13 protein-coding genes and 1 pseudogene are annotated in these 21272 nt (G+C 53.0%); 10 read left to right on the forward strand and 4 right to left on the reverse strand.

The window, feature by feature from the left end; translation table 11 throughout:
- Positions 1 to 23 precede the first annotated feature (23 nt).
- Both ACR0BI_RS17855 and ACR0BI_RS17860 read right to left on the reverse strand, forming a co-directional pair.
- Positions 24 to 1886 carry a CHASE2 domain-containing protein gene (locus ACR0BI_RS17855; RefSeq protein WP_170465212.1) on the reverse strand — a complete coding sequence of 621 codons (1863 nt, stop codon included), beginning with the start codon at positions 1884 to 1886 and terminating at the stop codon, positions 24 to 26.
- Positions 1887 to 1930: 44 nt separating this feature from the next.
- Complete coding sequence (locus tag ACR0BI_RS17860; protein WP_480562606.1) at positions 1931 to 2581, reverse strand: DUF928 domain-containing protein; 651 nt, start codon at positions 2579 to 2581, stop codon at positions 1931 to 1933.
- 237 nt (positions 2582 to 2818) lie between these two features.
- Between ACR0BI_RS17860 and ACR0BI_RS17865 the strand changes: the two genes are divergently transcribed.
- The 4 genes from ACR0BI_RS17865 (at position 2819) to ACR0BI_RS17880 (ending at position 9175) form a co-directional block, all read left to right on the forward strand.
- Entirely contained in the window at positions 2819 to 4579 is a 1761-nt protein-coding gene (locus tag ACR0BI_RS17865; RefSeq protein WP_170465207.1) for a caspase family protein, read from the forward strand.
- Between the two features lie 247 nt (positions 4580 to 4826).
- Positions 4827 to 6413 (forward strand): caspase family protein, encoded by a 1587-nt coding sequence (locus ACR0BI_RS17870; protein WP_480888636.1) that lies wholly within the window; start codon positions 4827 to 4829, stop codon positions 6411 to 6413.
- Between the two features lie 1499 nt (positions 6414 to 7912).
- Positions 7913 to 8125 (forward strand): hypothetical protein, encoded by a 213-nt coding sequence (locus ACR0BI_RS17875; RefSeq protein ID WP_170395513.1) that lies wholly within the window; start codon positions 7913 to 7915, stop codon positions 8123 to 8125.
- A 240-nt stretch (positions 8126 to 8365) separates the two neighbouring features.
- Positions 8366 to 9175 (forward strand): hypothetical protein, encoded by an 810-nt coding sequence (locus ACR0BI_RS17880; RefSeq protein ID WP_480562605.1) that lies wholly within the window; start codon positions 8366 to 8368, stop codon positions 9173 to 9175.
- Positions 9176 to 9516: 341 nt separating this feature from the next.
- Here ACR0BI_RS17880 and ACR0BI_RS17885 read toward each other — a convergent pair.
- Positions 9517 to 10463 (reverse strand): annotated as a pseudogene (locus ACR0BI_RS17885) (DMT family transporter).
- 537 nt (positions 10464 to 11000) lie between these two features.
- Between ACR0BI_RS17885 and ACR0BI_RS17890 the strand changes: the two are divergent.
- The 5 genes from ACR0BI_RS17890 (at position 11001) to ACR0BI_RS17910 (ending at position 19759) form a co-directional block, all read left to right on the forward strand.
- Positions 11001 to 12437 (forward strand): HlyD family secretion protein, encoded by a 1437-nt coding sequence (locus tag ACR0BI_RS17890; protein WP_480562604.1) that lies wholly within the window; start codon positions 11001 to 11003, stop codon positions 12435 to 12437.
- Positions 12430 to 14007 carry a glycosyltransferase gene (locus tag ACR0BI_RS17895; protein WP_480562603.1) on the forward strand — a complete coding sequence of 526 codons (1578 nt, stop codon included), beginning with the start codon at positions 12430 to 12432 and terminating at the stop codon, positions 14005 to 14007. Before ACR0BI_RS17890 ends, ACR0BI_RS17895 begins: the two co-directional genes overlap by 8 nt.
- A 99-nt stretch (positions 14008 to 14106) precedes the next feature.
- Entirely contained in the window at positions 14107 to 15525 is a 1419-nt protein-coding gene (locus ACR0BI_RS17900; protein WP_170402708.1) for a mannose-1-phosphate guanylyltransferase/mannose-6-phosphate isomerase, read from the forward strand.
- A 182-nt stretch (positions 15526 to 15707) separates the two neighbouring features.
- The gene (locus ACR0BI_RS17905) at positions 15708 to 17102 is read left to right on the forward strand and encodes a nucleotide sugar dehydrogenase (RefSeq protein WP_480562602.1); all 1395 of its coding nucleotides are present in this window, start codon (positions 15708 to 15710) and stop codon (positions 17100 to 17102) included.
- A 77-nt stretch (positions 17103 to 17179) separates the two neighbouring features.
- On the forward strand, positions 17180 to 19759 hold the full coding sequence (locus tag ACR0BI_RS17910) for a calcium-binding protein (protein ID WP_480562601.1): 2580 nt from the start codon (positions 17180 to 17182) through the stop codon (positions 19757 to 19759).
- Positions 19760 to 19783: 24 nt separating this feature from the next.
- On the opposite strand, the gene ACR0BI_RS17915 is transcribed toward ACR0BI_RS17910, so the two are convergent.
- Positions 19784 to 20398: a response regulator transcription factor gene (locus ACR0BI_RS17915; protein ID WP_155150329.1), complete on the reverse strand. Its 615-nt coding sequence runs from the start codon at positions 20396 to 20398 to the stop codon at positions 19784 to 19786.
- A gap of 346 nt (positions 20399 to 20744) precedes the next feature.
- Here ACR0BI_RS17915 and ACR0BI_RS17920 point away from each other — a divergent pair, with 346 nt between their 5' ends.
- Positions 20745 to 21236, forward strand: coding sequence for a putative pterin-binding protein (locus ACR0BI_RS17920; protein ID WP_170402696.1), 492 nt, complete (start codon positions 20745 to 20747; stop codon positions 21234 to 21236).
- The last annotated feature ends 36 nt before the right edge of the window (positions 21237 to 21272 follow it).

Genomic DNA, 21272 nt, shown 5'->3' on the forward strand with positions numbered 1-21272 from the left:
CGATAGAACTAATTTCGCAGATCTCACGTTGTTGGCGGTGCTTTCACCACCTGAATCTCTGTTCTGCCATCGTCATGAAAAAGCCCCGGTATGACTGGCCAGTTGCGGTCCGGATCGGTCAGCCGCGCAGTTTCCAGCGTCATGCAGATCGGACGGCATCCGTCCTTATCAGGTGGTAGAGTCTTTATCCAGCTTTCCAGACGTGCGGCGATGTTAATCGTGTCGCCAATGACGTTGTAATGCATGGACCCTCTGACGCCTAGGGTGCCCCCAATTGCGTCTCCGCTGTTCAGTGCAATGCGCAGCTTGTATGCAGGTTGGTTTTCAAGTGTTCCATTCAGTGTCGCAACGGCTTTGCGCATGGCATGGGCGCAGCGCAATGCGGCCTGCGCGTCAAATTGTCTTTGTTTGTGCGTTTCGCTGGGAATTGGCGCGCCAAACACAACCAATATGCCGTCGCCAGTGTATTTCTCGACAAACCCATTATGCGCGCGGGAAATTTCACTTAGCCGATCCAGTATGCGTGAGATCCACGCCATGAACGCTTCGGCATCCATCGAATTACCAGCAAGGGTCGATCCTTCAATATCCGCGAGCAGCGCCGTGACAAACAGTTGCCGAGATCGGGGCTTTCCACCCGACATTAGATATTTGCGTTGTTTCCAAATCTCAGCTGCCAGCTCTTCGGACAGATGAGAAGAAAACACCTGCGCGATGGCACGCCTTTGGTTGCGCGAAAAGCCTGAGATGATACCAAAGCCGCAAAGAAATCCAAAAGTCCAACCCAACAGAGATGGCGCGACGGGCATTAACAAAGCGAACTGTTGAAACACGGACAACGCAACCGTTAGCAAGAGGCCACCCATCCCAGCCAACAACACCGCATTGCCGGTAACCCTGACGAAAACAGACACGCAGGCACCTAAGAAGACCGAAGCGAGGATGATGAACGCAGGAATCTGGCCGTCCAAGGCGCGCAGCGGAGTGGCTTGGCCGTTGAAGTAGTCTATCAACTGTTGAACGATCGTGGCGTGGATTTCGGCCCCAAAGGTAAAATTTGACCCGGTTGACCGGTTGAGTGGTGTTAAAAAGTAATCTTTTACGGAATGACTGGTAACGCCGATTATCACAGCGTTTCCTTTAAAGCGATCCAGCCCAGTTTGAGTCAGAATCTCTGCGGCGGGAACACTGCGAGTGATCGGCAATGCATTTTTGTAATCAATGACGATTTGATAGCCTGACGTATCCACGTTGCGGAACAGGTTTGCACCCGTGGCCAAAGGTTTTACAACTGTATCGCCAAACATCAAATAGCGCGGATTGTCGGGAGCGCTTTTCAATGCAGGTTGCCCGGTATGGGTCGCGGCCAAATGCATAGGCAGTGACAGGGAAATACCATCGTGCGTATTTACTAACAACAAGGCGCGTCGGGCAACGCCATCAGGGTCAATTGGAATATCAGCGAACCCCGTGTGCGAGTCCTGCGGCGCGGAAATGCCAGCAGTCTCGCCGTCCTGTAGTTTCGAGATCACGAAAACTCTGGGATCGCTCAGCACCTCAAGCAAGGCGTCCCGACCTTCACCTACCGGAACGTCCCTGTAAATGTCTACACCCACCGTAGTTGCACCAGAGGCGAGCAAATTGCTTACAATCTGCGCCAATTGCAGATCGGGGACAGGCCAGCCCCATTCGCCCAAATCTTTGTCATTGATGGTAGCCAGATAAACGTCTGCTATAGGTTTATCTTCGGCAAAGGCTGATGTCGTCCAATCGTATTGGAGAAGCTCAAGTGGTTCGAGTATGCCTTTTTTTCGGAGTTCGATCAGAGGTATGCCCACAATCAGTGAAATGACACAGACCAAAACCCAGCGTTGCCAAATCGGCATGAGCGATGACGTTCTCTGCCATGCATGCCTTGGACGCTTCAATTTCACGGACCTACGCCAGCTGAATTCAGAAATTTTTCGAGTACGGCTGGGTTCGTCGCCTGCACTCGGCCGCTGAGGCCTATATCCACAAGTTCGGAGAGCGCATCGAACCACAGACCAGCTGCGGCCGGAGTGGCTGATCTAAATTCTTCCGGCAAACGCTCAATCAACCCTGACGACCGTTCGACCACCGCGTCGGTGTTTGGATCGAGCAGCTCAAGTTGCCAAAGGTAAACCTGGTCGGTATCCAGCATAAAACTTGACCTACTGAGGTCCAGACCATAATCGCCGGGCGGGAAAGGACCCATAATGTGTAGTTCTGTTGCAGTCGTCCCGATTGGGTTCAGCTTGACGATTACATTTCCTCGATGGCCGCGGGTCAGCCGCCAGATCAACGGCGGAAAGGCCAGAGTTGTTAACCCACCGTCTGCTGGAACCAGTAGCAGTAGGTCAGAAGCGGCATCCGAAGGTATAGTCCGGGTACCAGCGCCCATTCGATCTTTTGGCGTGCCGATTTCGGGAGGAATGAATACAATTTCTGAGGACTTTTCCGCGTTTTTCTCATCGCCTGAAGCCAGTGCAAAACCGCTGGGAAACAGGCCTGCAGCCAGTACGAAGACAAAAACAGCTATTGATACCCAATTCCACGACACAAGACGCCTCGCGAAGAAAATTGCAAATAAATCCGCTTTTTGAAGGTTTAGCGTAGGCTTGAAATTACGTTGAGTCCAGTTCCTGCTCTATCTCGCTTCAGCTGATCCTAAGCTCGGTTATCAAGCAATTTTATGCTAATATTAGGAACTGTTCGGTTCAGAGTTGAGTCTGTACTTATGATTCCTGAAATCAAATGGCGAAGCGGTGCCTGGTGTTTGTTGGTGGTTTGTTTGCTCTTGACCTTGCCGCTTGCGACAGAGGCTAAGGGCGAGCGCGTAGCTCTTGTTATAGGTAACTCTGCCTATCAATACGTCCCGGACCTGCGCAATCCGGCCAATGATGCCGAGGACATATCCAAGGCGTTACAGCGCGTTGGGTTTGAGGTTACACAACATCAAAACCTGAGTTACACCGATATGCGCATTGCATTGCGCGACTTTGCCGAAGCCGCAGCCAATGCGAAAGTGGCGCTTATGTATTTCGCGGGTCATGGAATCGAAATCGAGAACACAAACTATCTGATACCGGTAAATGCAGCGCTGAAAAGTGACCGGGACGTCGAATTCGAAGCCATTCGTCTGGACGCTATCGTGAATGCCATTGCTGGCTCATCCGCGCTAAATATCGTGATTGTCGACGCATGCCGAAACAACCCGTTTTTAACCCAGATGAAAAAGGCATCGAACACTCGTTCGATCGGGCGCGGTTTGGCCGCGGTTGAACCAGGAGGCGTCGTGGTCGGATACGCGGCCCGCGGTGGGACTCTGGCGCAAGATGGCGACGGTCGGAACAGCCCTTACGCGCAGGCGTTTCTGGAACATGTTGAACAACCGGGTCTGGAACTTGGCAAATTGTTCCGCAAGGTGCGCGATCGCGTGTTCGCGCTGACCGACGGGTATCAGGAGCCTTTTGTTTACGGCTCACTTCCGGGCGAGGACATTTTTTTGGTACCCAAGGTAGAACAAGCTGCATTGCCATTGTTGGGCCCTAAAGAACCTGACGCATCAGGCGTGCAACCGCAGGCAACTGAGAAGAACGCGCTGGCCGCAGCTATGAAGGTGAACACTGTCAGGGGGTGGGATTTGGTTGCCAGATCCTATCGCACAGCAACGTTATCCGAGCCCGAAGTACTGAAGCGGATGGCCCAGATCACACCTGCCTGGACCAGAAAGAGTGGGCAGTTCGATGAAATAGAAGCCGCGCTCTTGCCGAGCCCTACTCAGAAAAAGGAAATACAACAAAATCTTAACAGCGCAGGCTTCGACGTTGGTGTGCCCGACGGAGTTTTCGGGCCGCGGACACGATCAGGCATCAAGGCGCTTCAGGCCAAATTGGGGTTGGAACAATCCGGATACGCCGATCTTGCCGTCCTTTCCGGCCTTGGGATCAGGCCGCAGGCGCAGGATGGCGCGAGTTTTATTAGCAATCCCTTCGCTGTCCGACAGAATATTTCCGAGTTGAAGGTGTTAGGTGAATCTGAAGAAGTCACGCAAATTCTTGGTTGTTTGGGTCTACGTAAAAGTGTCTATGGCACGTTTCGTGGCAACCTTTACGTTGCGCTGGTCTATTCAGGCAGCGTGCAGAGTGCGCGCAGCGAGGCGCAAAAATGTGGATTGGATTTGGCCGCAATCACATCGGCTGCAGAGAATGCGTTCATCGTCAGGATGATTTCAAGCGACCCGGCTTTCTTTGAAATGGGATACGACAGCAAAACGAAAATCAGCTATAAGGCCGGACCTTATTTCGGGTTCAGAAAGGACCCCAAAGAAGACGGTGCCGTCATCGGATGGCGATGGTTCAGCGGAGAACCCGTGACCTATACCAACTGGTTGCCATCCAAGCCAAACAAAACCCACGGCAAGGGCAGTAAATCATTCGCGCAGTTTCAGTACGAAGCGCGAGGGAGACGCGATCTTGACGATGTGACCCCGACAAAATGGTTCGATGGCTCTGGATGGAATGTGCGTTCCGTGGTCTTGGAAGGCTCTCTGAAATAACGCGCTCTGCCCAAGGGGTTTCAGCGAAACCGTATGTTTTTTATGAGGATACGCTGGCAATCGGATCGGAATATTCGATTCAATAAGGTTTTGTGGTAGTGTTAAGGCGTCTCAACTTGTTCCGATCGGGGGCACTTTGTTTTACAGTTCATTTCAATATCTTTTCAGGACATTCTTATGGCTGATAGGCTTTGCGATTTGGTTCTCTGTTTCGCATATTGCGCACGCGGACACCAAACGGGTCGCATTGGTGATTGGAAATGCTGAGTATCAACATGTCGCCAATCTTCCAAATGCAGACAATGATGCCTCGGATCTTGCCGAAGCCTTGCAACGCATCGGTTTCACGGTTTGGCATAATCAGAATCTAGACTACCGTGGTCTTCGCATTGCGTTGCGCGACTTCGGTCGAGCGGCGAAAGATGCGGATATGGCCATCATCTATTTTGCGGGTCACGGGATTGAGATCGAAAACACAAACTACCTCATTCCTGTAAACTCTGAGCTGCGCAGCGATCAGGATGTCGAATTTGAAGCGATACGTCTGGACTCTGTTATCAGTTCCTTGTCGGGTGCCGATGGATTAAAGGTCGTTTTGATCGATGCGTGCCGGAACAACCCATTCCTGAGCACGATGGAAAGAAATGGCGGCACACGCTCCATCGGTCGCGGCTTGGGTCGTATTGACCCTAGCGGAGTTCTAGTAAGCTACGCAGCCAAGGGCGGAACATTGGCTCTTGATGGAGAGGGGCGTAACAGCCCGTATGCCACAGCGCTGCTAAAGCACATCGAAGAGCCTGGGTTGGAACTAGGTAAGATGTTCCGAAAGGTCCGCGACACCGTGTTTAAATTGACAGATGGGTTTCAGGAACCTTTTACCTACGGTTCTTTACCAAGCCAAGATATCTACCTAGTTCCGGTCACAGCGCCCGTTCCGACGAAAGCCAAGCGAGTCGGGCCTGAAAACCGTGAAATCTACGCTGACTTTGAGTTGGCTCGTTCACTCGGAACGCTGGATGCAATCGAGTCCTTTCTAAACCGCTATCAGGAACAGAATGATCACTTTGCGGTAACGCTTGCCCTTTCACTTCGGGATGATCTGCGTGAGAAGGCAAGGCTACAAGCTGCTCATGACAACAAACTTAAAACGAACGACACGGAAGTCGCATTTGTTGCTCCGCAGGACAAGCCGACTGAGAAAGCACTAACACGCAGCCTTGTCCGTGACATTCAGAGCGAATTGAACCGCGTCGGATGCAGTGCGGGCGCGGCGGACGGCGTCGTAGGTCCTCGCACAAGAGCGGCATATACTAGATACCGGAACGCCCGAAAAAACCTAGGGCTTCCGGCGGAAGGTCTGAACCAACAACAGACCCTCATTGCGCTTAAGAAAGAACAGGGTCGCGTCTGCAAGCAAGTTGCGGTTGCTGTAGGTTTTGACGGCGATTACGTCATCTCCATTCGGCGTAGATGGGATGATGACTATTGGCAAACTGCAACGCGCGGCGACGAATCCTATTACCCCGGAAAAATCGAACCACTCGCGTCATTGCGGATCAACCGGAAAGGCAGCAAAGTGACTCTGGTGTCCGCCCAAGCGTTTACCGGAGGTGGTCCGTGGTTCAAGGATTTCCGGGGGTCATTGGATGACAACGGTCAACTGAAACTCCGCTTCACCCTAAGTTCGCATTTTGGTCCACCGGTGACGCCCTACAAGGTTCGAATTGATGTAAAGTTGCCTCAAGGACTGAAACCCGACCGACGCCTCGTGTATGAGCCACGACGTATTGACGGCCAGTTTTTCCTGAATTTCCTAGTCAGGCGTGCAAACTAGCTTCCAACGGAATTCGCAAGATGACTAGGGTTGACAAGAGCGGCATGAATACCAAGCAGCGTGCCGATTGTGCCAAAGTTGTAGAGACCGATTTCTCCTACTTCGAAGTCGGCCGTCGGCTTGAGAGCCGTTTAAAATAGAATTTCCACTGAATCGCCTGAAGTAGTTAAATGTTGTTGTAGAATTCCGTACCCTGCGATGAGGGCGGTGATATCGGAAGGTTGTGGTCGGGATAGTACAAGACAAATAAAATTAGTGGAACTTGATGGAGATTCGCATTTGCACACAAGCAAAATACTTAAGTTTGATAGCCATTCGTTTGAAGCCAAGATGATCACCGATGAAGACGGTTGGAATCTAATTTTCGTTGTCGATGAAATTCAAAAATAGTGGACGGCAGTATGCGCCACGAAATCCTGCGAGACGCGACGCATTACAATGTTGGCGACCCGCGCGAGATAAATGCAGGCGTGTTGGAAGAGCACATCAAGGATAGCGCAAGTTAGCGTAACTGTTTGGTCAAAACTGGTGGTTTGTGACTGAGCTCGCTACGCGACCTAAAACCAAGAAGTTATTTGACATTAACCTTGGCAATTCCTAGGCGGTTTTGACAGGCCTTTGTCATGAGGCTGATTACAGACTGTTGCACGGTACTAATGTCTGCTTTCTAGAGTGCATTTGCTGCATACGGATTGCATTTTTAGAGTCCGCTTAGGGCCGTTGTCACACATCCCGGCAAACTGACTTATCGGAAGCTTTGTCCGCAGAGCGGTCGTTCAAGCAGTGTGTTGTGATCTTCTTCGGGCCCAGAGCCGGCGTTAATCCGGCATAGGTAGGCTCACGCAACTCGGATGTCTGTGAACGCGAGCACGTGAGGCATCGATCGAATGCGAATGCCTGCAAGGCGGAACGCCAACGCAGCAATTCATCGTATCGCTGGATGGCGGCTCTGGGCCGCCACCAACCGCTGCTGTGAAGGCGGACTGGTCGCCTAAGCTGTGCTGCCGCGGGTCTGCTCGTAGTTCTCGCTGTGAATTTAGTATTCAAGATGCGTGCGCCGCCACATAAATCCTTCTGGAAGTGCACGAATATTCGTGCTGAAACGCGGCCTCAAAACCAGTCATTTGAGCACTTATCGGAAATTGGACTCACAATGCGAGCAGGGAGCTGACATTTCAGTGTTTCGGCATTCACTTGAATTGCCACCAATCGCCAATGTCCCGAAAGGCACCAAAAGTACGGCAGTGCGTTGGCAGTTCATTTTGAGGCCGAAACGTCTTAGGCTGTGAAATGGGCCGTAAACGGAGGAACCAATCGTAATACGAACAACCGCACTCGCGCTTGTGGTAAGCGTCATTGCAAACCCTTCTTTTGCAACGTTTCTTGTTTCCTGCGAAGCGCCTGATGAGTCAGGCGTTGCGGTAGCATTTGGCTTTGGATCTGTACCCGGCCTTGCGATTATCAGCGCGACGATCCACGCGGATGGACAGGACTGGAGCATGACAGAGACAGAAGGTGCGCTGCCCATTGTTTTGGCGCAGGGGGCCTCGGAGAACACACACACATTGCTGGATTTCGCCGATCCTGAGTTTGATCGCATTGTTGCATCCGTGCGGCTGATTACGGCTGATGAAGGCGATGACCAAATCACCGTTGGCACGCTTAAGATCCCAGAGGTCGGGGTCTTTCCGCTGGTCTGCGAAGGACCATGACCCATATCTGTGCCAGAAACGTGTGGGCGGGGCAGAGAGAGAATTCCGATGCCCATGACCGGTGAAAGAACATCCAGTTATAGCTTCATTCTCCGTTTTTTGGCGATCTCGGCCCGCCCTGACCTATAGATATGAGGTCAACACCCCGGACAAATTCAGACGTGGCATTTTCTAGCTGGATTCCACACCACGCCCACCCGGCAACCTTCTAGCGGCCACGCCACCTCAGGAGACAGTCGCATGATCCAAGAAATACAACAACCTGGAGATCCAGTAGCCGGCATTCTCTTCAATTGGCTTCCATTTCTTGGGATGGTTGCGCTTGGCGTAGTAGGATTGATCATCACCGCGCGGGGCTATCGGCACTATCTCAATTCGACGTATCTAAAGCGAGCCGGCCGACCTGGGCAGGCGCGCGTGACCGACAAGTGGGTCAAGAAGGGCCACGTTGGTCGCAACGAACGGCATCGTACGAAACCTTCGAAACGTTACTTTCTGCGCTTCCAACTTTTGGATGACCCGCGCGCATTTTCCCTAAAAGAAGTCGCTCCGGTAGACCTTTGGAACGCGGTCGAGGTCGGCGACGCGGTCGACGTGCTCTATCACCCGAGGCGGCGCTTGATGCGCCTTGCTGCCTGGACGAAGTACAGCGGGACAAACGCAGGTGCGGCCCAGATGGCGATTGGTGCGATCATGCTGTCAGCAGCCATCGCTTCGGTTGCAGAAGGCGCAGTCTCCGCTTTGCGAAGTCCTGAGCAGCGCATTGCTGGCGAAAGATGGGTTCGCAGCAAGGCAGAGGTTTTGAACATGGGCAAGCCTGCGGATCCGTATCTGCGTATGTTTGCCCCAGGGTCTCGGATGATCCATGTCGTGTTCGGAGAGACCCATGGCGGCGCATTCTTAGGGAATGAGCGCTTTATCCGTGTGACCCCAGCAGAAATTGAAACTTACGCCATCGACGACGAAGCGATCCTGGTTGCCTGGATGGACCCGGAGAATGAATTCAATGCCGTTCTGGACCTTGAGAGGCGTGACACAGATTTGCGCTGATTGTTTTGACTAAAAGTAAGGCGACAAATACACTCAAATGGCGAGTTGGCCCGAATTACGTGACTGATCTTGGTTGCAAAGAAAGTGCACTTTTGATTCTGGAAAAGTCGAAGTGCTGAATAACCAGATTGGCAATGCAAGCATCAACATCGCTTTATGTCTGCCGCATGTGAACACGTGCTGCGACAGCGCTCTCTGAAATTCAAAAATCTAGAAGGTCCGCGAGTCGCACGTTGATTATTGGTCTGATGCTGCGTTGTTGATGAATGTCCGGTTCGAAGGGCCTCGCCGCAGCAACTTGACCAGGATGTGTAGGTCGGCTTTAGGCCGGGCATGTAGCCTTAGATTGGAGGTACGGCGCGTTCGGTGACCAACTGTCTGGCCGCCACCCTTTCGCGATGTATCATGTACAGCCCTGCACTGATGATGATCGCAATGCCAATCAGGCTAAGCGTATTCGGGAAGTCATTGAAGACAAGATAGCCGAACAAGGTCGCGACCGGCAGCTCAAAATACTGCAGCGGTGCCAGCGTGACGGAAGGCGCAAAAGACAGCGCATAGGTCATCATCATGTGGCTCACCGTCGCGAAGAAGCTAGCGCCCAAAAGCCACAACAGAGCGGTGTCTGTTGGCCAAACGGGATCAAACAAATCAGAGCCGGAACCTTGCGCAACAATTAGAGCTGGAATGCAAAACAGGCTGGCGATCAGACCGGTGTGGAATTGCAGGGTCACGGGGTGCACCCGACGCGACAATCCCCGGGTCACAAGAATGTAGAAGGCGAAGGAACTGCCGTTCCTACCGGAATAATAGCGACCGCGCCGAAAGCTGCGAAACTGGGCTGGATGACGAACAACACCCCGACAAACCCCACAAGCGCCGCGCAGACGCGACGCGGGCCGACATCTTCACCAAAATAGAACTTGCCGACCAACAAGACGATGAACGGGGCCACGAACACGATTGCTAATGCATCGGCAAGGGGCATCACCCGGATCGCGGCAATGAAGCAAAATGTTGCGAACACCAACAGCAATGAGCGGAAAACCAGCACCATCACCTGACCTTTCGCCACGCGCAACGACAGTCCCATTATCCAGATGAAAGGCGCCATCAACGCGCATTGTACCACAAACCGAGCAGCCGTAATCTGCCCAACCGGCACACTGGTTGACGCGAGTTTCGCAGACACATCCAGCAAAGGAGCGGTTAGGCAAAACCCCAGCATCAGCGCAACGCCAACAAGTGTGCGATCCGGAGATTGAGGTATGCGTTCAGCTGAGGTCATCACTTTATTTAGAGATGTCGCCAAATGCGTGTCTGTTCTCAGTACGACGACAGGCAAAAATCCCGCTATCCACTAGTTCGGGTTGAATTGGATATAGCGCTCGCGGCGAATGTCTCTTCTGACGGTCCGCACAGTCGCATCAGATGGCCGGGCCAAATGGCAGCTAGGGCCGTTATCACACATCCCAACAAACTGACTTATCGGAAGCTTTGTCCGCGAGGCAGCCTTTCGTACTTGTTCCACTGAACGGCCGTTACTCAACCAGAGATCGCTTCACATAAAACCGCCTCAAGGGTGATTGCGGTTTGTTGCTGTGAAGCGTTTCAACTCAAGGCTGTATTCTCGCGCCTCTGAACTAAAGCGCAAATGCAGAAGTTCGAGAACACAATAAGAGGCTCTGGCGCGGTCCAGGAAGATTTTCCTGATATACTTTCGTATCGGAAGCGATCTTATTTGCGTACAAATATGCGTCCGTGTGTCCGTCAGAAGCTGTGATTTGTTGCTACCTCAGTCCTGTCAACAGTTTCTGAGGCGACATTGCGTATATTGCACGAAACACCGGGGTCGGACCTGGATTGGAAGGTCAAAGCACCGCTGGTCGTGGAAACCCCCTCTGGCGCGGTGGTCGCGATTGAACGCTGGTCGCTTGCGGGGCTGGAATGGCCGGACGACGCGCCTGAATGCCCCAAAACCGCGACACTTAGCGTTCCGTTTCAAGGCGTAGATATCCGCTTCCCGGTACGTTTGTCGAAGCCAGGTCCCAATTCCACAGTGCAGCTGGAAGGTCTAAGCGGTCGGCAACGCGAGACGTTGGCTCTGTTTTATCGCTCTCTGTTGTCTGGGCGAATGGCAAGCAGCGCAGATGTGATAACCAGTCTCGACACTCCGGTTGACTTGGTGCCGATGGAGGAAACGGAAGGCGAACAATCCCGGAAACCTGCGAGATTTCTTCCACGATCTTTGCGTGTTGTACTCAATGTGGCGACCTATCTGCTGATCGCAGCAGCGGTGATTGGCGTTATTGGAAACAACATTTTCACCAATTTGGACCGAATTGACATCCAACACGGGCGCGTGTTGGCCCCAATGATCTCTTCTTTCCCTTCAGCCAACGGCTATATCGAACACATTGAAGTCACGGCTGGGCAGGAGGTGCGCGAGGGTGATCTTCTATTCTTGATGGACGATGCGGAAGCTGTGGCGGCGCTCAAACGCACCGAGGCGGAACTGGCGCTTGCCCGCACCGAGGATGTCAAAATCTCCGAGGCTTTGAAAGAACTTCGGTCCCTATCAAACTCGGAGGTATTATCCGAACGCGTCGCGGCAGCCATGCGCTTCTATGTAGAGTTTGTGCAGGACGGCGGGTTTGACGATCTACGGCGCCAATGGCTTAGCCTTCGTGAACGCAACCCTGAGCTGGCGCAGTCGGTCGATCCAGTATTGATCGTAACAAACTTGCTGGAAGCCGAAGAACGCAATCGCGCCTCCGCGGTAAAGGCGTTGGAAGCAACAAAAGAAGCTCAGCAACAGAAAATTGAAAACAATCACGTTCGCGCAGCAACAGACGGGATTGTTCAGGACTTCATCGTTCGGAAGGGGCAGCCGTTCGGTGGTACGGCAAACGAGTTGGTCTTTGAAACGGCTGAGTCTCGTATGACGATCGGATGGGTGTCGGAACGGTTTGCTGAAACGATTTACATCGGCATGCCCGCAACGATCGGCTTCAATGAGAAGGGAAAGAAGATCACCATTCCCGGTGAGGTCTGGGACGTGCGCGCAGGGGACAATCCTGAACGACCCGGAGAATTCGGAATCATTGTTACGGTTCGCGCAATTGGCCTGTCCTCGAAACAAACAAAGAGCCAATTACGGTTGGGAGCCCCGGTAAATCTGGAAGCAAAGCGACAGTTGGGGACACACTTCCGTACCTGGATAAAGTCCATGGACCCACGTGTGGGCCGATCCGATGACTGAATATGAGTTCGACAAGGATCTGGCTTGGCGGTTAAGGGAGCTGCAAACAAATGTTCCCAACTATTTTTGCAAGTGGTCACTACCGCAGTTCACCTTGTTTTTGCTCTTGTTTATGGGGCTGCTCTGGCTGTTGGCGAATGTACCGAACCGGTTCTTCAACCCGAGTGTTTTGCACGTCACGATGGTCCTTGGAACATTTGGGTTCTGGCGATTTGGTTGGTGGTTTACCCATGCGTTAAGGGCTCAGATTTATGCGAAAGGCAAATGGCCGGGCATGCGGCGCCGGGCGGATGCAATTTGGGATGCGGGCTGGCGCCCCAAACGCCTTCATATTCAGATGACGACCTATTTTGAGGAACCCTCCATCACCAAACGTGTTGTGGGGTCCATCCTTGGACAAATCCGCCGCGAACGGATTCCGACGACGATCTATATCGGTACAGGCAGTGCATATGATGAGCAGGTCATTCGCGACTTTGTCGAAACCTATGCGCAGGATATCCCGGATGATCTGGCGACGCTTGTATTCATCCGTCAGAACCAGCCGGGCAAGCGAATGGCGATTGGTCTGATCCTGCGGGCGATCTGTCGATCCGGTGCTTCGCCTGATGATTTGGTGATCTTTATGGACGGCGACGCCCTGTTTGGCGGGGATGTTCTACGTAAAACCCTGCCAATGTTTGCAAGCGATCCAGAATTACAGGCGCTGACCACAGATGAAGAGGTCATATGCTATGGCCCGGCCTGGATCGCAAAATGGCTGGACATGCGGTTCGCCCAGCGTCGCCTTGCGATGCAAAGCCATGCTTTGTCGGGTCGTGTGTTGACGTTGACGGGGAGAATGAGCGTGTTTCGCGCGCGCCATATTCTGGACGAAAAATTCATTCGCACGATCGAGGCGGATCACCTGCATCACTGGCTTTGGGGTAATTTCCGGTTTCTGTCCGGGGATGACAAATCAACCTGGTATCGCCTGCTGAGCGTGGGTGCGAAAATGACCTATGTGCCGGATGCGACGGTCTACACAATTGAGGTCATCAAGGAAAATGGCCTCATGCGGATGGTCCAGAATTTCCGCCGTTGGTCGGGCAACATGCTGCGGAACGGAAGTCGCGCAATCGCACTTGGGCCGACTGCAATGCCGTTTTTCATCTGGTGGTGTGTCGTTGATCAACGGATCGCCATGTGGACTATGATGGTCAGTCCGGTCATGGCCGTTGTCGGCAGCCTGATTGCGCCGGGTTACTTCTGGAACTGCATCATCTGGGTGTTGTTTTCTCGGATCGTGCTGTGTCTGTTCCTGTTCGGATACAGCAGGCGCGCGGATATGAGTTGGCCGTTCATCCTGTATCTCAATCAAGTGATCAACGCGACGGTCAAGATCTACATGATCTTTCACCTATCCAAACAGAAATGGTCGAACAGAGGCAACCAAAGCTCTGGCGGTGGATCGGGCTTTGCCGAGACACTAAAAAGCGGATTTGCCAAGTTCCAGATGGTCACCGCTATCCTGACGTTTTTAACCGCCATCCTGACCTATGTCGGTCTGATCGAGATGCAGTTCGGCTAATAGACCTATCCTTTCGATAGTGAGCTTAAGCCTATGACACACAGCAATAAGAGCGGGGGCCGATAATCTGGAATCAGACTTGTAATGATGAGGTTTCACATGATTCAGCCAATTATCCTTGCTGGTGGTTCCGGCACCCGTCTCTGGCCCGTCTCTCGTAAGAGTTACCCAAAGCAGTTCGTCGAACTGGATGGCGACAACAGCCTGTTTCAGAAAACAGTTGAACGTGTGGCCGAGCCTGGATTTTCGGCACCACTGATCGTGACGGGCGAAGACTACAGGTTCATTGCTCAACAACAATTGGCAGATGTTGATGCCGAAAAGTCTGAACTGATCGTGGAACCTGTTGGCCGCAATACCGCCGCTGCAGTTCTGGCAGCTGCTTTGCGGTACAAAGAAGAGCCGGAAACGATCCTGCTTGTCCTGCCCAGCGATCACGCAATCGATGACGTGCCGGCATTTCGCCGGACTATGGTGCGCGCTGAAAAAACAGCCAAACGCGGTAAGATCGTCACCTTTGGGATCAAACCCGATCATGCCGCGACGGGTTTCGGGTACCTACGGGTTGCAGGCGGTTACCAAGGATCTCTGCTGATTTCTGCGTTTGCGGAAAAGCCCGATGCCGAAACCGCCAAGGGCATGTTGGACAGCGGTGACTGGCTGTGGAATGCCGGGATGTTCATGTTCCGAGTTGATACCGTTCTAAAGGCATTTGAAGCTTTTGCCCCTGACATGTCTGCACCGGTCGAGGCTGCGTTGGCTCTTGGTCTAAAGGATCTGGGTTTCTACCGAATGGATCAAAACGCCTTTTCCCGCTGCCCGAGCCTCTCGTTTGATCATGCGGTAATGGAGCATATCGAAAACGGTGTCGTGGCGTTTGAATTGGACTGCGGGTGGTCCGATCTGGGCAGCTGGAAATCGGTGAAGGATCAGGGTCAGGGAGATGAGGGGGCGAATGTCACTTCTGGAAATTCGACAGCCATTGATTGCCGCGACAGCCTGCTGAGGTCGGAAAACCCGGATATCAAGTTGGTCGGACTAGGCTTGAAGGACATCGTTGCAGTCGCGACCGACGATGGAATTCTGGTCGCGGACATGTCGCACAGTGCTGAAGTCGGCAAGGTAGTGGAAGCGTTGCGCAACGAAGGCTCCGACCAGGCCGAGATGTTCCGTCGGTGCCATCGTCCCTGGGGTTACTACGAAACCCTGTCGCTGGGTCCTCGGTTTCAGGTCAAACGGATCATGGTTCTGCCTGGTGCCAAGCTGTCCCTGCAAAGCCATATGCACCGAGCCGAACACTGGGTTGTCGTCAGTGGTTCGGCAACCGTGACGGTTGGTGACAGAGTCAGCCTGCTTTCCGAGAATGAATCGACCTACATCCCGCTGGGTGCTGTCCATCGGTTGGAGAACCCGGGGAAACTGCCTTTGCATCTGATCGAAGTTCAATCCGGTTGTTACTTAGGCGAAGACGACATTGTGAGATACGAGGATATCTATGACCGTGTCGCTGTAGCTTAGAATCACTTGCACCACCCTCCTGAAGACTGGCCCGCGTGGATTTTCACGCGGGTTTTTTCTGTCGTATGGGTTTGATGACCATTCGTATATATCCGGCGTCATTTGCGCATTCCAGATAGTCTGCCGATACATTTCTCAAAATTATCAGCGCGTTACCTTGGATTTAAATCGGAGGTAAATCTATGGAACTCAGAAAAATTACTCAGAAAGACGCCGAAATTGTCATACCGACGTCTTCGCAAAAACCCCGGATCAGTGTTGTCGGGCTGGGCTATGTCGGCGCTGTCTCAACCGCCTGTTTGGCCTCACTTGGGCATCGGGTCGTAGGTGTTGACATCGACCCTGACAAAGTGAGCCAGATCGCGCGCGGAGTGAGCCCGATCCACGAAGAAAATCTTGGTTCAACTCTCAAGCAAGGCGTTCAAAAAGGGCTGATCTCTGCAACCGACGATCTGAGCGCAGCTGTACGCGAAACCGACGTTACCTTTGTATCGGTCGGAACTCCAACCGCCCCGGATGGGGGCTGCGACTATAGTTATATCGAACAGGCTGCGCGCTCGATGGCGGTCGGCCTTCGCCAAAAAGATGGTTTCCACATCTTTGCCATGCGGTGCTCGATCCCGCCCGGAACCACGATGAATGTGATGGTTCCGATCCTCGAAAGGCTTTCAGAAAAGAAGATGGGCCAGGACTTTGGGGTGTGCTTCAATCCTGAGTTTCTACGGGAAGGCGTCGCCATAGATGACTTCCATAACCCTCCGAAAACAGTGCTTGGCACCAACGATTTTCGCACGGCGGAAGTCATGAAGCGCATCTTCGCACCGGTTGATCCAAATCCCATTTTGGCAACAGTCGAAGTGGCTGAGACTATCAAATATGTCGACAATGTATGGCACGCGACCAAGGTTTGCTTTGCCAACGAAGTCGGCCGCTTGTGCAAGCCGCTGGGCGTGGACAGCCACGCGGTCATGGATGTCTTTACCCAAGATACAAAGCTGAACCTCTCACCTTACTATCTGAAGCCGGGCTTTGCCTATGGCGGCTCATGCCTGCCGAAAGAAGTGCGGGCGGTTACACATATAGCCGAAGAACTGGGTGTCGAACTGCCCATGATCGGCAACCTTGACCGCTCAAACCGAGAGCAGATCGATCAAGCGACCGAGATGCTTCGCAAAACGGGGGCCAAGCGCGTTGGGGTACTGGGGCTGGCTTTCAAACCCGGCACCGACGATCTGCGCGAAAGCCCTATTCTGGAAGTCATGGCCGAGCTCCATGCCGAGGGGGTGGAGTTGGTCCTGCATGATCCGGCGGTGACAAAAGAAACCCCTCTGAGTGGGTTGCAAGCCTACATGCATCACGCGGGCTCTGGCATTCGAAGTCTCGCGGAATCCATCAAATCGATGCTATGCGACAGCATAGAAGACGTAATGGAACAGGCCGAGGCCGTCATCGTCTGCCATCGCAACCCCGCTTATCAGAACGCCGTTTCCAGTAAACCGGAGATGCCGGTCGTGGATGTGGTGCGCTTGTTTCCCGAGAACCCGGTGAACCGTCGGATCGACGGCATCGGTTGGTAAATTTTTACTCCAAATAGCTGAAAGTAAGAGGTGAAATGATGCCTGCGGTATCTTCAAATGTAATTTCAGGAACGGGTTTGTCCGATCAACTTGTTGGCGGAAGTGAGCAGGAGACCCTGATAGGGCTTGCCGGAAACGATGAGATCCAAGGGCAAGCTGGCGATGATGTGTTGCACGGTGACTATGCCGAGGCAAACTTGCTGGACGGCACAGAAGGTGCTGTCAGTTTTTCCGACTACGCCGAGAACGGCGAATGGGGATTGATTGATCTTGCAAACGGCCACCAACAGATGGAGCAGCAGATTACGACCGAAGCGGGCGGGGTCTATGAACTGAACCTGGATCTCGCGACAAATTTTGCTGCAGGTCGTTCCGGGGCTGCCGTCGAAGTTCTGGTCGATGGTGAGGTGGTCGCAGAGTTTTCTTCTCAAAGCGGTGCCTTCGGATCTCATTCCGTTCAATTCACAGCTGACGATGACAGCTCGACCATTACGATCAGATCGATTGATGTGTCAGGCAACGGTCCAACAATTGATACGTCCGGTCCTGCGTTTCACTATGATAAGGATGTCGAGATTGGTGGACAAACCGTGACGGTTTCCGCATTCGCCGATGGGCAATCAAATCTCTATCAGGTTCTAAATGGAACACTGCATGTGTTTGATATCGAAACCCAAGCCTATGAAATGGCGGGCGTCGAGGGCACGGTCAATGTGAACTCGATGGGTTACAATTCGGAAGACGACCTTCTGTATGCCATCGCAGTAGGTGACGGAGTGGATTCATTGGGGCAGGTGGTTAGCCGCTCTGATTTGGTGATGCTGGACGCCGAAGGAAACAGTTACCGTGTTGGCAGCACACCATATCGGTCTTGGACCGGGGATTTTGATGATCAGGGCAACCTTTGGTCGTTTCAATCCAGTATGGATCGTATCGCAGTCATCGATGTTGATCAGTTTGATACGGATGGAAATCCGGTAACCACAGTATACAAGTTGCCATCCGATCTTGTGGATTTCAAAGTCTACGATGTTGCGTTCGACGCGGCCTCACAGTCGTTCTACGGTGTCTCTCGCCCAAGTTCCGAAGGTGCAGCTACGGTTATGCTGATCGTTGATATCTCTTCGGGCGAACCAGAGTTTCGAACGGTTTCAGTCACATCGACAGTGATTAACGGCGAAGTCCTGAATGGGGTCCCGCTAATGACGTTTGGAGCTGCAATCATTGACGTAGACGGAAACCTGTTTGTCGGTGGCAACTCAGGCGACCACGACATGGATGACTCGACACCTGCAACAGGCGCGATTTTCCAGGTCATCGTGGATGATGTGACCGGCGAGGCTAGTTTGCACCTTATCGAAGAGGCGCCGAAATCGTATTCGAATGATGGTGCCGCCGACCCGACAGCAACCAGTCCGTTTGCGCCCGTCGATTTGGATGCAAGCGTTTTGGTTAAGGATCTGACACTTGTTGCGACCACCGAAGGCGCGTTGAGCTACGATGATGACCTTTCGGGCAATGCAGGTACCGATGCCCTATACGGTGGGATTGGCACTGACACCCTGACGGGTGGTAGTTCAGGGGACGTGCTCGAAGGGGATGACGGCAACGATCTGCTGCACGGTGGAGCGGGCGTCGGTGCCGCCAGCGGCATTGTCTCGCAATATGACGAAGACGGTGTGCGGTACGACCAGTTTGGCAATGTTCTTACAGAAGACGATGACTCGTTGTTCGGCGGGCAGGGCGACGATCACCTGATGGGCTCGGCTGGGCACGACATGCTAGATGGTGGGATCGGCAACGACATTTTGGATGGAGGTTCAGGCTTTGACATTCTCATCGGTGGTCAGGGCGATGACACACTCCGCGGTGGATCCGAAGCTGACAGTTTGCGAGGTGAAGACGGCCAAGACGTTATGGACGGTGGCTCGGGCAATGATGAGATGTTCGGTGGCACAGGCGATGACCAACTCGATGGCGGGTCTGGCGCGGATGTCCTGAACGGTGGCGATGGCAATGATAATTTGTCAGGTGGATCCGGTGATGATTTTCTTTCCGGGGACGACGGAAAAGACACGCTGTCCGGAGGATCTGGCAACGATGACCTAGATGGCGGTGCGGGCGACGACAGCCTCTCTGGGGGCTCAGGTGATGATACCGCGATAGGCGGTCTCGGCGCGGATACTCTGGATGGCGGATCCGGAAACGACACATTAGCTGGCGGTGAGGGCTCCGACACGCTGAAGGGTGGTTCTGACGATGACGAGTTGATTGGGGGCGCTGGCAACGATTATCTGAATGGCTCCAGCGGTGACGACGTTCTGGACGGAGGTTCAGGGAAAGATCGGCTTTACCTTGGTGCAGGAGATGATCAAGCCACCGGTGGCGCTGATGCAGACAGGTTCATTTTCCGCGATGAGGATCTGGATGGGTCGACCGATACGATCACTGACTTTTCGCTCAGTGATGGCGATTTACTCGATCTGCGCGCGCTCAACATCGATAGTGGCGGAGCTGATACGTCTGACTGGTTTGATGCCAACGCGGAAATCGTGGGCGGGACCGATGTCTACGTAACTTTGTCACCGGATACGACATTAATCCTTGAAGGCGTAGCGTCGGATTTCGACCAACTCTACGATCACTTTCTATTCTGAAGTCCCCCCCCCTGCGGACCCGGGTCACTCGAACCCTGCATCCCGAGCGATCAGAGCGGCCTGGGTCCGGTTTTTTGCATTCAGTTTCTTGCAAAGGGTCCGAACATGCAGCTTGATCGTCACCTCCTGAAGATCCAGCTCTCGCGCGATTTCCTTGTTGGACTGCCCACGGCACAATCCGCGTAGAACCTGTTTTTCCCGCTGGCTGAGCTGACGGGAAAAGTCGCTTTCTTTAACATCGCCATCCATACTTAGAACGCTGGCCGGGACGAAGGTTTCGCCGGCGATCATAAATCGCACCGCGTTGACCAGAGATTTGGCGCCCATGGTTTTGGGCAAGAAACCAACGGCGCCCATTTCGACCGCTTCCTGTGCGATCTTGTTTGGTGCGGTCCCGCTCAATATCGCAAAAGCCTGTTCAGGGAATTGACGAATTGCGTCTGAAAGCCCTTCGATCCCGTTCATACCCGGCATATCAAAGTCTAACAGGACAAGGTCGAATGGATCTTCGGATGACAGCAATTTCATCGCAGCCATGTAATCGGGTACGGCAACAACTGCCGCGCGCCCCTCGGTTTCGAGGTAGGATGAGATCGTGTCACGGACCAAACCGTGATCATCAGCCAATAGAATTCGCATCGATATCGGTGACCTTGAACAAATGCTTTGATCCGATTTTATCGCACCCGGAATAGTTGAACCACCAAAAGGGTTACTATTTGACGAACTTTGCAAATTCATGTTGTTTTCCTAAACTATTACTCTTTGACGCTGGCTGCCAAAGCCTCATTATCGCACTCAGCGACAACTTTGATTGCATGGTTTGGGACGTCGAAAGTTCGCAAATTAGGCTGATGGTGTGACCTTTGGTGCGCTGAACTATCCTAAAGTATAGCGAGCTATTCTATTGCGTCTAAGAACGTTTCGCGGGGCTGTGTCAAAAGCGTTTTGACAAAGGTTCACCTACTCACGGACACAATCTCGCATGCTCAAAACTCTAAAATCACTTTGCGCCGCACTCGCCATTTCATTTGCGAGTGCGGCATATGCGAATGAAGTACTTCTTACGGTCTCGGGCGATGTCGGTCTCAATGGAAACAAGAACACTTGGACGTTCGACAGGAAAGCCCTTGAGGCATTGCCCAGTAAGTCAATCGATACAACAACGATCTGGACAGAGGGTACGCAGAGCTTTGAAGGAGTTTCCCTTGATGTGCTTCTGGACCATGTCCAGGCAGAGCAGGGGATCATACGAGCGGTGGCTTTGAATGACTACGCCGTCACCATTCCCACCAGTGATGCAACAGATGGTGGCCCGATCGTTGCCTACTTGCGCGATGGCAAGGCGATGTCAGTACGCGACAAAGGACCTTTGTGGATAATTTACCCTTACGATGCTAACGAGGCCTATCAGTCCGAAGAAATTTATGCCCGCAGCATTTGGCAACTCAATCGATTGGAAGTCGTAGCACAGTAAGTACCGAGGAGAAGGCCATCGACACTAAAGCGCCTT

It is taken from the genome of Ruegeria sp. E5, from assembly GCF_056534105.1.